Origin of the sequence: Butyricimonas faecihominis (genome assembly GCF_033096445.1) — a bacterium.
GTDB lineage: Bacteria > Bacteroidota > Bacteroidia > Bacteroidales > Marinifilaceae > Butyricimonas > Butyricimonas faecihominis.
On the sequence record NZ_AP028155.1, the window covers coordinates 1923520 to 1938926 of the forward strand.

The window sequence follows — 15407 nt, forward strand, 5'->3', positions numbered from 1 at the left end:
ATTATGAATGTCTTAATTACTGGAACAGCGGGGTTTATCGGTTTTTATCTTGTTCAGAAATTACTGGATGCAGGACACACCGTTTATGGAATCGATTCTATCAATCATTATTACGATGTTGCCTTGAAACACGACCGCCTACACGCCTGTGGCATAGACCATCCCGTTCCCGGCAAAGAAATCGTATCTTCCCTGAACACGAATTACACGTTCTGCCAGTTGGACCTGTGTGACGCCGAGGCTATTCATAAATTATTCACCACACATACTTTCGACTGCGTGGTGAACCTTGCCGCACAAGCCGGAGTACGGTATAGCTTGAAACACCCGGAAAGTTACGTGCAAAGTAACGTGATGGGATTCATTAATTTACTGGAATCCTGCAAAAAGACGAATTGTAAGAAATTCATATACGCCTCGTCCTCTTCCGTATACGGGAACAATCAATCTGTTCCATTCAAGGAGACGGACACCGTGGATCACCCGATCAGCATTTACGCCGCCACGAAAAAGAGTGACGAGTTGATGGCAAATGCCTACGCCCATCTCTATGGCATACAAACCATCGGTTTACGATTCTTCACGGTATACGGTCCCTTCGGGCGCCCGGACATGGCTCCCATGCTTTTTGCCAACGCCATTCAACACGATGAGGTGATTCGCATTTTTAACAACGGAAATCTCTCCAGAGATTTCACCTATATCGAGGACATCGTGACAGGAATCGAGAAAATCGTGTCAACACCGGGGATCCTGCGGGAAGATGTACCCGGTACCCCCGCCACGATATACAATATCGGGCATGGAACCCCCATCCAGCTTATGGACTTCGTCCACTTGCTGGAAAAGAACTTGGGAAAAGAGGCCCGTAAAGAGTTTGTCGGGATGCAGCCGGGAGACGTTTACCAAACATGGGCCGATACTACCCGCTTGCAGGAAGACTACGGGTATACCCCGCAAATATCACTCGAAACAGGGATTACCCGCTTTGCCGAATGGTTCAAATCATATAACAAATGACAATAATCAACAAGATCCGGGCCGTGTACTTCAGCCCGACAGGGACAACCCGCAAGATCGTAACCGCCACGGCCAAGGGCCTTTCAAGAGCATTAAAAACCGATCTCGAAGAATACGATTTTACCTTACCAAAGGCAAGGACACAATCCTTGCGATTCACGGACTCCGATCTCGTGGTGTTGGGTACCCCGGTATATGCCGGGCGAGTTCCAAACGTACTGTTACCCTACTTGAACACGATGCAAGGCAACGGGGCTTTAGCCGTTCCAGTCGTGCTTTTCGGGAACCGGGATTACGATGATGCGCTAATCGAATTACGAGACATTCTTGAAAACAACGGACTCCACACGATAGCTGCGGGGGCATTCGTGGGTGAACACTCTTTCTCCCGGATACTGGCAAAAGACCGACCCGACATGAAAGACATGGACATCGTGGATGAATTCGTTCGCAAAATCAGTGAAAAGTACAAGACAGACACGCTATCACACCCCATTCCGGTTTCCGGAACCCCCTACCCCTACCGGGGATATTACACACCTCGCGACCGACAAGGCACCCCGGTAGACATCCGTAAAGTGAAACCGCTTACCAACGACCGTTGTAATGACTGCAAGCGTTGCGCAAAAGTATGCCCCATGGGATCTATCAGCTATGAAAATGTAAGAGAATTTACAGGTATCTGCATCAAATGCGGAGCGTGTATCAAAAAATGCCCCAAACAGGCAAAATATTACGAAGATGCGGGGTATTTATATCACCAGCACGAATTGGAAGAAGGATTGACCCGACGTGCAGAAAACACCCTTTTTATTTGAAATTTATACAACTTTTATTAAATTTGCAGCACACAACATAGTCAACTAACAAACAGGACAATGGTCAAAGAAATATTTAAATTCTCCATTAGAAGACTGATTCAAACGAAAATAAATGGAGGGATAGTTCTCTTATTCGTGGCCCTTGCCGCCATGCTTATCGCTAATTCCCCTTTACAGGAATATTACAATATTTTACTTTCTAAAAATATCACACTCACGATCGGAAATTTCAATCTCTTTGATCGTCATGATGGCAATCCGATGACATTGCTGGATTTCATTAACGACGCCCTCATGGCTATCTTTTTCTTCTCGGTAGGATTAGAGATCAAACGGGAACTACTTGTTGGGGAACTCTCCTCTCCCCGGAAAGCCTTACTTCCGGTTGTGGCAGCCTGCGGGGGCATGATCATCCCGGTCCTGTTTTTCTGGCTGATCAGTCCATCCGGTCCTGCCATGCGGGGAGCTGCCATACCCATGGCAACGGACATCGCTTTTTCCCTAGGCGTTCTCTCACTCCTAGGCAAGAAAGTCCCCTTGAGCCTGAAAATATTTCTCACCGCCTTTGCCGTCGTGGATGATATCGGTGGCATCATCGTTATCGCCTTGTTCTATAGCTCGCACCTGACCGTGGAGTATTTAATCGCTGCAATGATCATTGTTGCCCTTTTGTACATCGGAGGACGACAGGGGATTCATAATAAACTGTTTTTCATCTCCTTCGGTATCGTTGTTTGGTGTCTGTTCATTAATGCCGGAATTCATCCCACAATTGCGGGAGTCATCGTGGCATTTACAGTACCGGCTCGTCCGAAACTACACATATACAAGTACGTGAACAGCATCCGGGAAAGTTTGAAAAGACTACCGGAGAATTCAAATGACATCATATTAAGCAACTCGGAACTTTCTATATTGAAAAGTATAGAGTCAGCCTCAGACAAGGTAGTTAGTCCCCTGCAAGCCATGGACGATGACCTGCGTACCCTTGTGAATTACGTGGTAATGCCCCTTTTCGCATTCGCCAACGCCAGCATCTCGTTCGAAGGATTCACGCTTGCCTCCTTAGAAGGCGTATCGGTAACGATTTTTGTTTCCCTTGTACTCGGAAAACTCATCGGCATCTTCTCGTTCACCTACGTCTTTATAAAATGCGGCTGGTTAACTATGCCGGACAAAATGGATATGCACTCCCTTTTCGGAGTATCTCTATTAGGAGGAATCGGATTCACCGTGTCCCTGTTTATCGCGACTCTTTCCTACACGGGAATGGGCGCGGAAGGAGCCATTTTATTGAATCAGGCAAAAATCGGTATCATCGGAGGCTCCCTGTTTGCTGGAGTTTGCGGTTATTTCTACTTGAAATACGCCTTGAATAAAAAAACTCAAAAATCGCTTTGAAAGTCAAATAAAGTCCTTATATTTGCATCCGCATTGGAGAGGTGGCAGAGTGGTCGATTGCGGCGGTCTTGAAAACCGTTGTACTGCGAGGTACCGGGGGTTCGAATCCCTCCCTCTCCGCGAAAGAACAATCAAATAATGAGAGAGAGTTAGCACATAAAAGCTAACTCTTTTGTATTTCAAGGGGATTCGAATCATCCCATCCCTCGGCTCACATACAAAATTAGAGATTACCAGACGTTATAATGTATTCTATCCTCAACCCGAATTTCTTTCTGTTTACAAATATGTGCATTCTCCGCCGCATAACCGATAGCAAGAAAACAAGTGAATTCGTATTCTTCGGGGACGTTGACAAGGTGTTTCACGTATTCCGGTTCGTTACCGATAGGAATACGGAACGCACACGCCAATCCCTCCGCGGTTGCTGCCAGTAGAATGTTTTCCACTGCTGCCCATGCCGAGGCAAAATAATTCAGAGAACTTTGGTCTACCGGATGACACAGAGGATAATCCTTTTGCCGGAAAAACGGCAAAACAAGGCAATTGCTTTGCATAAGCATACGTTGTTGTTTGGGCAGCGCATCAACAAACATAGCATGTTCATCCTTATCCATCACGCTCGCGGCTGCTTCAAGCCCGCTTTGCTGAATGTTTTTGGTGTTTTCTTCTACCGGCGATACAAGTCGGGCAATGTTTTCCTGCCCTCTCACCACGATGAACTCAAACTGTCGCAGGTGATCGTTCGTCGGGGCCTTAAAAGCTGCCGATAACACTTTTTCCAACACGTCGTCCGTTACTTCCTTATCGGAAAAGTCACGAATCGTTCTTCTTTTCTCCAATACTTGATAAAAATCCATAACAATATATTTTAATAGTTCAACTTACTGATTTCGGATACAAAGTTACGTCACCTTATTGTTGAAAATTTGTCATATCATCTCGAATATTTGTCGTATATTTGCATTACACTATTTTACATACATTATGGAAGAAATGATCATCCCTTACGAATTACCTGAAATAAAGGACCATTCATTCTTTTTTATAGACCAACGGATAACTCCTCACTTAGAAGCTAAATTGCATCAACACGACGCATGGGAACTATATTATGTCATACACGGGTATGGCACCCGAATGGCTGGTGACACGTTACAAGCTTTTTCGGCAGGCGATGTGGCATTGATTCCACCATCCATGCATCACTATTGGAAATACGATCCTGCATCGACAGACAGCGACGGGTGCATCCATTACCTCATGGTTGCTTTTAACCACTCTCTTGTAGTGAGATGCATGGAGGTATTTCCTGAATTGCGAAACCGCTTGATAAACCTTACATTCCCTGTTAATGCATTAAAATTTGGCCCGGAAAGCTCTCGTGTTATTCGCAATATGTTATCACAAATGAACGACATGGATGATTTAGGACGATTGTGTGGAATGTTTCGTTTATTACCTGTCATTTTCAATTCACCCGATCATATTTTTGCAGGTAAACCCATGCAAATTGAACGTGACGTGAGGCGAATGCAACAAATTTGTACCTACGTGATGGCTCATTATGTTCATACGATCACTTTGGATGAAATTGCCGCCGAAATAGGAATGAACCGTTCTGCATTTTGCTCTTACTTCAAGCGATGCAAAGGAATGACATTCTCACAATTTGTTACCCAATACCGTTTGAATACAGCTTGCGAACTTCTAAAACACTCGCAGAAACAGGTATCGGAGATCTGTTTTGCAGTAGGGTTTAATGACGTCCCACATTTCAATAGAGTTTTTAAAGAATCACAAGGAATAACACCCAAAGAATACAGGAAACGAAACACCTAATTAAGCCTATTTCCCTTGAGAGATACTTAGCTGGAAATTTAAAATTAACGGGGTTTAGTATCTCTTTCCCCGGGGTTATCCATGTCCGTCACATGCCGGCAGGGCGACTATTGGGCGACTGTTAGGCGCCATCGCCCGATTGTCGCCCGATCATCGCCGCCATTTTAACAGATGGGAAACAAAAATAACATACTCGAATAACCCGTCAACCAAACCAATAACGAGGCTATTCACGTTCAAGAATAATATTTTGGGGCATTATATCCCCGGTAAACGGCTGGGATAAGGGATACATCACCTATTTCGGTACTTCCAAGCCCGCCGGAACCATCTCTTCGCAACTTCTTGACAATAAACACATCATCTGGTGCAAGAAATTAAAAAACACCGATATATTCCCAGTTTTATCCGGTCTTTTTCCTAACGGAAGGGGCAAATATGCTTTATTACATCGAACTCACGTTAGAATATGAAAAAAAAGTAACTTCTCCCCCACTTCTCGGCAGGATTACCTATATTTCTCTTCTACAATAAATTCTTACTTCCTTTTCTTTTCCGTCTTCGCCAACTTTTCATACTCTTTTATTCTCCGCTCACACACTTGCTTGGTAACCTCTTCAAACTTTTCAACCTTCACCATCAAGTCTTCAACATCTTCCCGGCTTACTTTAAATTCCGGATTATAACGAGCTTCGATGTAAGAACACACAAGTATTTTAAATAATCGTTCTTCTTCTTCATTCCCAACAGGAAAAACTCGAATCAGTTCGGGAGCATATCCACGTGAAGCCTTGAAAAGCTCTTCCAAATTATGCTCCTTATCATTCTTGAGAGTGAATGTTAGCATAATCGCATTGAACAAATTTTCACAAGCTTGATGTAAATTAAAAGAAGACATGACATATTCTTCCTTATCATACATAAAAACAGCTTGCTCCATAAAAAGTCTGGCTTTAGCGTATTTTTCTCCAAAATATTCTTCCCCTTGTTTCTTTATTTCCCCAAACTTCAACGGTTTTCGCCTCGCCAGTTTATTTTTCCCACGGTTATAAAGCATTATCCCATCACGTTTCAATTCAGTATAAAAATAACGACTGTATTTCAAATCCTCGTTTACTTTCTTAATACTGTCATGGATAAACTGCACGGGGACCCGGTAACGATGATCTCCCCGTTTATCATAGATATTACGGACACTTGCTAACTTATTTTCAATTTTATCATAGCTCCACGCACTGTTAATGACCAATATATCATAATCACTTTTGAAAGAAGTAGGTATGCCAAATTCCTCGCGTTCGTCATAACTCACGTAAGTACCACGGGCGTAACTTCCATAGAGGATAATCATCTCGCACACCGGGATTTTATCCAGAATCAACTCAACGAGATATTTCAAGTCTTCCCGGTTTTTCTTGGGCAGGAAAGCGATTGACTTTTTCATAAATAGCTATTTATTACAAGAGCAAATGTAACATTTTTTCTCCTAGAAAGCTCCAGACAAAAAAAATACCCCTCGAAATCATACGATTAAGAGGGGTATTTGTACCCAGAACAGGACTCGAACCTGCACAGCCGTACGGCCACTAGTCCCTGAAACTAGCGTGTCTACCGATTCCACCACCTGGGCATGATTTCAAAGACCGAGAAGAAAAAACCTTGCAACTTCCCTGCTGCAAGGCCCCTCTTCATGTTTGTTGTCCCACAAGGATTCGAACCTTGACTGACAGAACCAAAATCTGCTGTGCTACCATTACACAATGGGACAATCTTCATGTCGCTTCAACAACCGCTGTTGTTATTTTGACGCTGCAAATGTAGAGCATTTTTTTATTTCACCAAAAGAAAATGCAGAAAAATTAAAAGAAAATTGCTATTTTCGTGCTGTCGAAAAATGACATTTTTGTTATAGCCTTGAATATTAATAAGAAATATAAATTCAAACTAAGGAGAAGCATGTGCAACATTAAAAATCACCCAACATTAAGCTACAGGTTGATCAATAATGTCACCGGATGGGTGGCGTTCGTGGTGGCCAGTATTACTTACATTCTTACGGTCGAACCAACAGCCAGCCTTTGGGACTGTGGTGAGTTTATTACAACTTCAGTCGGACTGCAAGTAGGACACCCTCCCGGAGCGCCTCTATTCATGATTATCTCACGACTATTCGCCATATTCGCACCAAGTCCCGAAACCCAATCCTACATGATCAACATCATGTCGGCTCTATGTTCCGGGTTCACGATCTTGTTCCTGTTTTGGACGATCACGCATTTGGCTAAAAAAGTCGTGGTAAAAGAAGGGGAAGAATGTTCTATGGGACAATTGTGCGGGATCATGGGAGCCGGACTTGTTGGGGCATTAACCTACACGTTCACAGACACGTTTTGGTTTTCAGCTGTCGAGGGTGAAGTTTATGCCATGTCGTCCTTGATCACGGCCGTCGTGTTCTGGGCAATTTTGAAATGGGAAAATGTTGCTTTTCAACCTTATGCCAATCGTTGGTTAATCTTTATCGCCTACATGGTCGGACTGTCCATCGGCGTTCACTTGTTGAACTTGCTGGTAATCCCTGCCATTGTATTCATATATTATTTCAAAAAATACGAAACCACCAAGTGGGGTATTATCAAATCAGCGGCCCTTTCTATCGTCATACTGGGCGTGATCATGTGGGGTATTATCCCGGGCGTGATTATCGTTGCAGGCTGGTTTGAATTGCTGTTCGTGAATGGCTTTGGAATGCCTTTTAACACGGGTGTTGTCATCTACGCGTTACTCTTAATCGCCGGACTGACTTTCGGAATCCGGTACACGTTAAAACACAACCACACGGTTGTGAACACGATCTTAACCTGTTTCGTGGTCATGCTTATCGGGTACTCCTGCTACGCGATGGTCGTTATCCGTTCCGTAAGTAATCCCCCGATTGACGAAAATAGCCCGGACAACGTGTTCGCACTGCTTTCTTATATCAGTCGTGATCAATACGGCCAAGAACCATTGGTTTACGGCCCTTACTTCAATGCCCCGGTTATTGGCGTAGAGGATGCCGGACCTATTTATTACCAAAACGAAAAAACGGGTAAATATGATATTGTGGATCATAAAAAAGAAGTAAAATATGATCCTCGTTTCTGCACGATCCTCCCGCGTATGTATAGCCAAGCTCGTGAACCACAGGTATATTATGAGTGGGTGGGACAACCCAAAGGCCCCGTGTACATGGTGGACGGACAACCTGTTCAGAAACCAAGTTTCGGACAAAACCTAAGTTTCATGTTCCGTTACCAACTCGGACACATGTATTTCAGGTACTTCATGTGGAACTTCTCCGGGCGTCAGAATGATATTCAAGGACATGGAGATTTCCGTTATGGTAACTGGATCTCGGGTATTCCTTTTATAGATAATATTCTGGTCGGTGATCAGAGCGTGATGCCGGACACGTTGAAACATGACAAGGCAAACAATAAATATTACATGCTTCCCTTTATCCTCGGGTTGCTGGGAATGTTCTATCAATATCAACGGGGAAAACAAGGGAAAAAAGATTTCTGGGTGGTTATGCTACTCTTCTTCTTCACGGGTATTGCCATCGTGCTTTACCTGAACCAATATCCGTATCAACCGCGGGAACGTGACTATGCCTATGCCGGATCGTTCTATGCCTTTGCTATCTGGATCGGTTTCGGGGTTCTCTACCTGTGGGATTTACTTCAGAAGAAGATGGATTCCCGCAACGCAGCTATTATCGTCACCGCTGTTTGCCTGTTCGCCGTTCCGGTAAATATGGCAGCACAAAACTGGGATGATCATGATCGTGACGGACGTTATGCAACCATTGCTCATGCCAAGAACTACCTAAGCACGTGTGCCCCGAACGCTATCCTGTTCACTTACGGGGATAATGATACGTTCCCTCTATGGTACGCACAGGAAGTGGAAGGTTTCCGTCGGGATGTACGTATCGTGAACCTAAGTTTGCTTGCCGGAGACTGGTACATTGATCAGATGAAACGGAAAGCCTACGAAAGTGACGGGGTACCCATTTCTTTCACGAAAGACCAATACCATGCCGGAGTACGGGATTTTGTCACGATTGAAGAACGAGTGCAACAACCTTTCAGCATGAAAGAAGTCATGGAATTTGTTGCCAGCGACAGACCGGAAACCAAATCCAACCGTTACCAAGGAGGTGCCGTGGACTTCATCCCGACACGCAGCCTGTATATCCCCGTGGATAAGAAAAAAGTACTGGCAAACGGAACCGTACAACCCAAAGATTCCGCGTTAATTGTAGACAGAGTAGAAATTCAATTAAAAGGTAGCTCTTTGAATAAATCACAATTAATGGTACTGGATATATTAGCGACCAACAACTGGGAACGTCCGGTATACTTCGGAGTAGGTATGGGACAAGACAGTTACATGGGCTTCGATAAGTATTTCCAACTAGAAGGAGCTGCTTACCGGGTTGTACCTATCAAGTCGGAAAACAACGAGGCTTATTATGATTTCGGACGAATCAACACGGAAATCCTGTATGATAACCTGATGAATAAATTCGTTTGGGGAAACATCAAGGACCCGAAAGTCAATATCGATCATTTCCATGACAACACCATTGCCGTGATGAAATACCGGAACACCTTCTTGCGTTTAGCAGAACAATTAATGCAAGAGGCCGCCACGGAAACACGGGTTATCGGGGACACGATTATCAATGAAATCACAGATTCGAGCAAAATTCAAGAGGCTGTCAGAGTGCTGGATAAATCTCTGGAAGAAATTCCGTTATATCAAGTTCCGGCTGACTTCTTCTTGTTAAATTACATCTCGATCTACTATGCTGCCGGCGAGAAAGAGAAGGGGAACGATCTGGCATGGGCACTGGCTCTTGATAACGCTCAAATGTTGAGATATATCGGATCACTTTCTCAGAATCGCAGAAAAGCATTGGAAAATGACGAGAGAAGAAGTATGCAGGCGTTACAAATGCTCGTCGACATGGCCAGAAGAAACGGGGAAAATGCCTTTGCCCAAGAAATTCAGGACATGGTGGAAAGCACGTTAAGCGGACGGCCTGTAACCAGCAAGCGGGTAAACAAAAACTTCCCGATGGTTAGTCAAGATAAGTGAGATAACATATACGAATCATTCGTCCCTTCGTATGGAGGGACGAATTTTATTTATAAACTTAATACACAATGATCACAATAGACCATATCAAAGAATTGGCAGAGCGAGGTGAAGCATTGAGGAGGTATCTTTGACATCGATGGCAAGAAGATACAACTCGCTGAAGAAGAGTTAAGAACACAAAACCCGTCCCTATGGGATAATCCCAAGGAGGCAGAGGCCTTGATGAAGAAAGTCCGGGAATTGAAATCTTGGATCGAGGGTTACGAACAGGTGACCTCAGCCGTGGGGGATTTACAGGTACTTTTCGATTTCGCCAAAGAGGGAGAAGCAACCGAGGAAGAAGTGGACGCCCAATACCAAGAGACCATACGAGTACTGGAAGACATCGAGATGCGTAACATGCTGCGCCGGGAAGAAGATCACTTCGGAGCCATCATGAAAATCAATTCCGGAGCCGGAGGTACGGAAAGTATGGACTGGGCCAGTATGCTGTACCGGATGTATATCCGCTGGGGAGAATTAAACGGTTACAAGGTAAAACACGTGGATTACCAGGAAGGTGAAGAGGCCGGTATCAAATCAGCTACTCTCGAATTCGAGGGAGACTACGCTTACGGGTATCTGAAATCAGAAAACGGTGTTCACCGATTGGTTCGTTTATCGCCATATAATGCGGCCAATAAACGAATGACATCTTTTGCATCCGTGTTCGTTTATCCCGCCGTGGATGACACGATCGAGATCACGATCAACCCCGCTGACATCAGTTGGGACACCTTCCGAAGTGGTGGTGCGGGTGGTCAGAACGTGAACAAGGTGGAAACCGGAGTCCGGTTACGCCACGCTCCTACCGGAATCATGATCGAGAACACGGAATCACGTTCACAGTTGCAAAACCGTGAAAATGCCATGCGTTTATTGAAAGCCCAATTGTACGAACTGGAATTACAAAAGCGTCAGGAAGAACGGGATAAAGTGGAAGGAACGAAAAAAAAGATCGAGTGGGGGTCACAAATCCGCAGTTATGTATTCGACGACCGCCGGGTGAAAGATCATCGTACCAACTACCAGACATCAAACGTACAGGCAGTTATGGACGGAGAGATCAACGAGTTCATTAAAGCCTACTTGATGATGTTCGGTGGCGGAGAAGAATAAAAGCAATCAATTTATGATTTATGAATTACGATTTACGAAAAGAAAAAGCGTTGCTTTGTGGAAGGGAATCTAAAATCATAAATCTAAAATCTAAAATGAATAGATGGATTTAAACTTTAATAGTTGCAAGATATTGATCGTCGGGGACGTGATGCTTGACAAATACTATTTCGGAAAGGTGGAACGTATTTCCCCGGAAGCTCCAGTTCCAATAGTAAATATCGTGACCGAGGAATCCCGTTTAGGCGGGGCCTCGAACGTGGCCAACAACATCACAAGTCTTGGTGGGCAGGCCACGTTATGCGGGGCTATCGGCTATGACTTTTTCGGGAAAGAGATTGAACGTATGGCTCACCGGAAAGGGATCAAAACCGATTTTGTCAAAACCGAGCAACCCACGATCACGAAAGCGCGCATCATCGGTGGAAGGCAACAGATTGTCCGTATAGATTACGAGCAACATTTGGAACTTTCTGAAAAAGCAAGAGAAGATATTCAAACCCATCTTGCCTCGCTCTTCCAAGAGTTCCCTACCCTTGTTATTTCTGATTATGGAAAAGGCATGATCTCGGAAGAATTATGTTCGTTTTTGATAAAAACGGCAAAATCACATGGAACCCGTGTTATCGTGGACCCGAAAGGGCAAAACTGGAAGAAATATGCAGGGGCAGACTTGATTACTCCTAATGTAAAAGAATTAGGTGACATTATTGGCCACCCGGTGAAAAATAACGACCAAGATATTGCCATGGCAGCCTTGGAAATCGTTCATCACTACGGTTTATCGGCATTACTTGTCACCCGGAGCGAACAAGGGATGAGCTTGATTTCCGATCAAAATATTTTGCATCTCCCCACACATTCTCAAGAAGTATTTGATGTAAGTGGAGCCGGAGACACGGTTGTGGCGGCCCTTTCACTAGCCTTAACCCAAGGTCAGGATATCACGGAAGCCATGCGTATTGCGAACGTGGCAGCCGGAATTGTTGTTCAGAAAATCGGGACTGCAACTCTCAGCGTAGAGGAATTAAACACAAATCTATAAGAAAAAAGGCTGTTTAAAAAACAGCCTTTTTAAATCTTAGATACAAAGTATTTCAAGAATGCCGTATTATCTGTAAGTTCCGGATGGAAAGATGTTACCAACATATTCTTTTCTTCCGCTGCAACGATATGCCCATCAAGCTCACACAGAATTTTTACCCCATCCTTCACGCTCGTGATATAAGGGGCACGAATAAACACCAACTCAATTTCTTTCGAATCTACCGCCGGAATCACTTTTTTCGTGGCAAAACTGTCGATCTGGCTCCCGTAAGCATTACGCCGAACGGCAATATCCATCACGCCCAAATGAGTCACAGAATCGTTCACGAGTTCTTTGGCCAGCAAGATCATTCCCGCACAAGTTCCCCATACCGGCAGCCCACTCTGGATTTTCCCGCGTAAAGGCTCCATAAGTCCGGTCCGATTAAGAATCTTTCCCATAGTGGTACTCTCCCCCCCTGGTAGAATGATCCCATCAATCTCTTCCAACTGCTCCGGATATTTCACGATCACGGGTTCATGACCAATAGCCTTAATCTGGCGTTCATGTTCAATAATCGCCCCCTGAAAACCTAAAATTCCAATCTTCTTCATGACAAAAAATATAAGGTTCATAAAGTTCATAAAATCTATAAAGCAAGTTACCTTATGAACCTTACAAACCTTACGAACTTTATAAACTATTCTTACCAGCCTCTTTCAGCGTATTTGTTTTCCAATTTGCTAATTTCCAATCCGGACATAGCCTCTCCCAAATTCTCTGACAATTCAGCCAATTTAACCGGATCGTTATAATAAGTCGTAGCTAAAACGATAGCTCTCGCTCTCTTGGCAGGATCACCTGATTTGAAGATTCCAGAACCCACAAATACACCCTCGCAACCCAACTGCATCATTAAAGCTGCATCAGCTGGAGTTGCAATACCACCGGCTGCAAAGTTTACTACCGGCAATTTACCATTCTCATGCACGAATTTTACTAAATCATAAGGGGCTCCCATCTCTTTGGCAATCGTCATCAAAGCCTCAACCGGAGCCGCTTGTACCTGATGAATATCATTGTTCAACTGACGCATATGTCTTACAGCCTCTACCACGTTTCCGGTTCCAGCTTCTCCCTTCGTACGAATCATAGAAGCTCCTTCACCAATACGTCTTAAAGCCTCACCCAAGTTACGGCATCCGCAAACGAACGGTACTTTAAACGCAGTCTTGTCAACATGATACAAATCATCTGCTGGCGTTAAAACTTCACTTTCGTCAATATAATCAATGCCAATAGCCTCCAAAATTTGTGCTTCCACGAAGTGACCGATTCTCACTTTTGCCATTACAGGAATAGACACGGCATTCTTTATAGCCTTGATCATCTGAGGATCAGACATTCTAGCCACGCCACCATCTTTACGAATATCTGACGGCACTCTTTCCAATGCCATTACAGCACATGCTCCGGCAGCTTCAGCGATCTTTGCCTGTTCAACATTGGTTACATCCATGATAACCCCACCTTTTAGCATTTGTGCCAGATTTTTGTTTAATTCATAGTTTCCCATAAGGTTCTCGTTTATTAATGTGTTCATAATAATAATTCCCCTCTCCTTCTAACGCTCCTAGGAGTTAAATACTTATGACTGAAAAGACCCGTTTATCAAACGTTTCCGATCACTCAAAACACCCCCTCTAAAACGGGGAACAAATATAGCAATTTAGTTGAAAAAACTAACTTTATAAACATATTTTAGTTGCAGACTGTAAGTACATAGAATACAGACACTAACAATCTAAAAGAATACTACCCATCTCACAATTCCCTCTAACACAAAAAATTTCACATGAAATGCATCATCAGAAGAAAAGATAGAAAGTCTAAATTTATCAAACAACCCCTATCCCTCCATAAATTAAATATGAAATTTGTGGAGTAAAGTACTTTCTACAAAAAGGAAAATTTACCGACCTCTTATAAATACGTCTTCAACCGTTTACTACGGCACGAGTTTTTCAGTCTCTTGATAGCCTTGGATTTAATTTGGCGTACTCGTTCGCTTGTCAGACCTACCCGATCGCCAATCTCTTCCAACGACATAGCTGTATAACCACCCAAACCGTAATACATCCGCAAGATTAAAGCATCGCGTTCATCCAGAATCGTCAAATAACGATCGATTTCCGTCCGCAATGAATCGGCATTCATCTCCCGTTCGGCATCTGATATGGCATTATCCCCGGTAATCATCACGTCATACAAGTTAGAGGAATCCTCGTCTGCCGACAAGGGCGCATCCATGGATAACGGACGATTGGCGATCCGCAAGCTATCTTTAACCTCCTTCGCGGGAACATCCATTTTCAAGGCAATTTCCTCTGCCGTGGGTTCCCGTTGGAACTCTTGTTCCAGTCGGAAAAAGAATTTATTCACTTTGTTGATACTGCTGATTTTGTTCAATGGTAATCGAACTAACCGCGAGTTCTCGGCGATTGCCTGTAAAATCGATTGCCGGATCCACCATACGGCATAAGAAATAAACTTGAATCCTTTCGTTTCGTCAAAGCATTCGGCAGCTTTTATTAATCCCAGATTACCCTCGTTGATCAAATCCCCCAAACTCAAACCGTTATTCTGGTATTGCTTGGCCACGGAAACCACGAAACGCAGGTTACTCTTCACCAACAACTCCCGTGCCGCTCGGTCACCCGATCGGATTTTCTTGGCTAAAGCAACCTCCTCATCCGGCGTCAACACGTCGATTTTCCCAATCTCCTGCAAGTACTTCTCTATCGAGAACGAATCCCTGCCAGTGATTTGTTTGCTAATTTTTAACTGTCTCATAGGTCTCTTCGTATAATTGGCTTAAAGTTAATCATCTATTTCAGTAAAACAAATATTAGAGTTCTTTTTTTCGTATCTGCTTAAAGAAATATACGAGGATATATTAACTTTGTTGTCTGAAAACCCCATTTAATTAA

12 protein-coding genes and 3 tRNA genes are annotated in these 15407 nt (G+C 43.9%); 8 read left to right on the forward strand and 7 right to left on the reverse strand.

Annotated elements, in window-relative coordinates; all coding sequences use genetic code 11:
* Nucleotides 1–3: 3 nt before the first annotated feature.
* The 4 genes from R8806_RS08075 (at nucleotide 4) to R8806_RS08090 (ending at nucleotide 3362) form a co-directional block, all read left to right on the forward strand.
* Nucleotides 4–1020 (forward strand): GDP-mannose 4,6-dehydratase, encoded by a 1017-nt coding sequence (locus tag R8806_RS08075; RefSeq protein ID WP_124317739.1) that lies wholly within the window; start codon nucleotides 4–6, stop codon nucleotides 1018–1020.
* Nucleotides 1017–1838, forward strand: coding sequence for an EFR1 family ferrodoxin (locus R8806_RS08080; RefSeq protein ID WP_124317740.1), 822 nt, complete (start codon nucleotides 1017–1019; stop codon nucleotides 1836–1838). The genes R8806_RS08075 and R8806_RS08080 overlap by 4 nt, the downstream gene beginning before the upstream one ends.
* Nucleotides 1839–1898: 60 nt before the next feature.
* A complete protein-coding gene (gene nhaA / locus R8806_RS08085; RefSeq protein WP_124317741.1) occupies nucleotides 1899–3242 on the forward strand; it encodes a Na+/H+ antiporter NhaA in 1344 nt (447 codons plus the stop codon).
* Between the two features lie 35 nt (nucleotides 3243–3277).
* Nucleotides 3278–3362: transfer RNA gene (locus tag R8806_RS08090), tRNA-Ser, on the forward strand.
* A gap of 110 nt (nucleotides 3363–3472) precedes the next feature.
* Here R8806_RS08090 and R8806_RS08095 read toward each other — a convergent pair.
* Nucleotides 3473–4102, reverse strand: a complete 630-nt coding sequence (locus R8806_RS08095; protein ID WP_124317742.1) for a nitroreductase family protein — start codon at nucleotides 4100–4102, stop codon at nucleotides 3473–3475.
* Between the two features lie 127 nt (nucleotides 4103–4229).
* On the opposite strand from R8806_RS08095, the gene R8806_RS08100 reads away from it, so the two are divergent.
* Nucleotides 4230–5084, forward strand: a complete 855-nt coding sequence (locus tag R8806_RS08100; protein ID WP_124316704.1) for an AraC family transcriptional regulator — start codon at nucleotides 4230–4232, stop codon at nucleotides 5082–5084.
* Nucleotides 5085–5622: 538 nt separating this feature from the next.
* Here the strand turns inward: R8806_RS08100 and R8806_RS08105 are convergent.
* From R8806_RS08105 to R8806_RS08115, 3 genes are all read right to left on the reverse strand, one after another.
* Nucleotides 5623–6528, reverse strand: coding sequence for a HEPN domain-containing protein (locus R8806_RS08105; RefSeq protein ID WP_124316705.1), 906 nt, complete (start codon nucleotides 6526–6528; stop codon nucleotides 5623–5625).
* A gap of 102 nt (nucleotides 6529–6630) precedes the next feature.
* Nucleotides 6631–6714: transfer RNA gene (locus tag R8806_RS08110), tRNA-Leu, on the reverse strand.
* Between the two features lie 67 nt (nucleotides 6715–6781).
* Nucleotides 6782–6852 (reverse strand) — tRNA-Gln (locus R8806_RS08115).
* 188 nt (nucleotides 6853–7040) lie between these two features.
* On the opposite strand from R8806_RS08115, the gene R8806_RS08120 reads away from it, so the two are divergent.
* The 3 genes from R8806_RS08120 (at nucleotide 7041) to rfaE1 (ending at nucleotide 12435) form a co-directional block, all read left to right on the forward strand.
* On the forward strand, nucleotides 7041–10229 hold the full coding sequence (locus R8806_RS08120; protein WP_124316706.1) for a glycosyltransferase family 117 protein: 3189 nt from the start codon (nucleotides 7041–7043) through the stop codon (nucleotides 10227–10229).
* A 68-nt stretch (nucleotides 10230–10297) separates the two neighbouring features.
* A protein-coding gene (gene prfB, locus R8806_RS08125; protein WP_118304733.1) for a peptide chain release factor 2 occupies nucleotides 10298–11390 on the forward strand; the annotation gives its coding sequence in 2 pieces (ribosomal slippage) (nucleotides 10298–10360 and nucleotides 10362–11390; 1092 coding nt in all).
* 103 nt (nucleotides 11391–11493) lie between these two features.
* The gene (gene rfaE1 / locus R8806_RS08130) at nucleotides 11494–12435 is read left to right on the forward strand and encodes a D-glycero-beta-D-manno-heptose-7-phosphate kinase (protein WP_124316707.1); all 942 of its coding nucleotides are present in this window, start codon (nucleotides 11494–11496) and stop codon (nucleotides 12433–12435) included.
* Nucleotides 12436–12464: 29 nt separating this feature from the next.
* Here the strand turns inward: rfaE1 and pdxT are convergent, their stop codons facing one another.
* The 3 genes from pdxT to R8806_RS08145 all read right to left on the reverse strand — a co-directional run bounded on the left by pdxT (nucleotide 12465) and on the right by R8806_RS08145 (nucleotide 15270).
* Entirely contained in the window at nucleotides 12465–13031 is a 567-nt protein-coding gene (pdxT, locus tag R8806_RS08135) for a pyridoxal 5'-phosphate synthase glutaminase subunit PdxT (protein ID WP_164719626.1), read from the reverse strand.
* A 92-nt stretch (nucleotides 13032–13123) separates the two neighbouring features.
* On the reverse strand, nucleotides 13124–13993 hold the full coding sequence (gene pdxS / locus R8806_RS08140) for a pyridoxal 5'-phosphate synthase lyase subunit PdxS (RefSeq protein WP_118261140.1): 870 nt from the start codon (nucleotides 13991–13993) through the stop codon (nucleotides 13124–13126).
* Between the two features lie 407 nt (nucleotides 13994–14400).
* Nucleotides 14401–15270 (reverse strand): sigma-70 family RNA polymerase sigma factor, encoded by an 870-nt coding sequence (locus R8806_RS08145; protein WP_087421268.1) that lies wholly within the window; start codon nucleotides 15268–15270, stop codon nucleotides 14401–14403.
* Nucleotides 15271–15407: the final 137 nt, after the last annotated feature.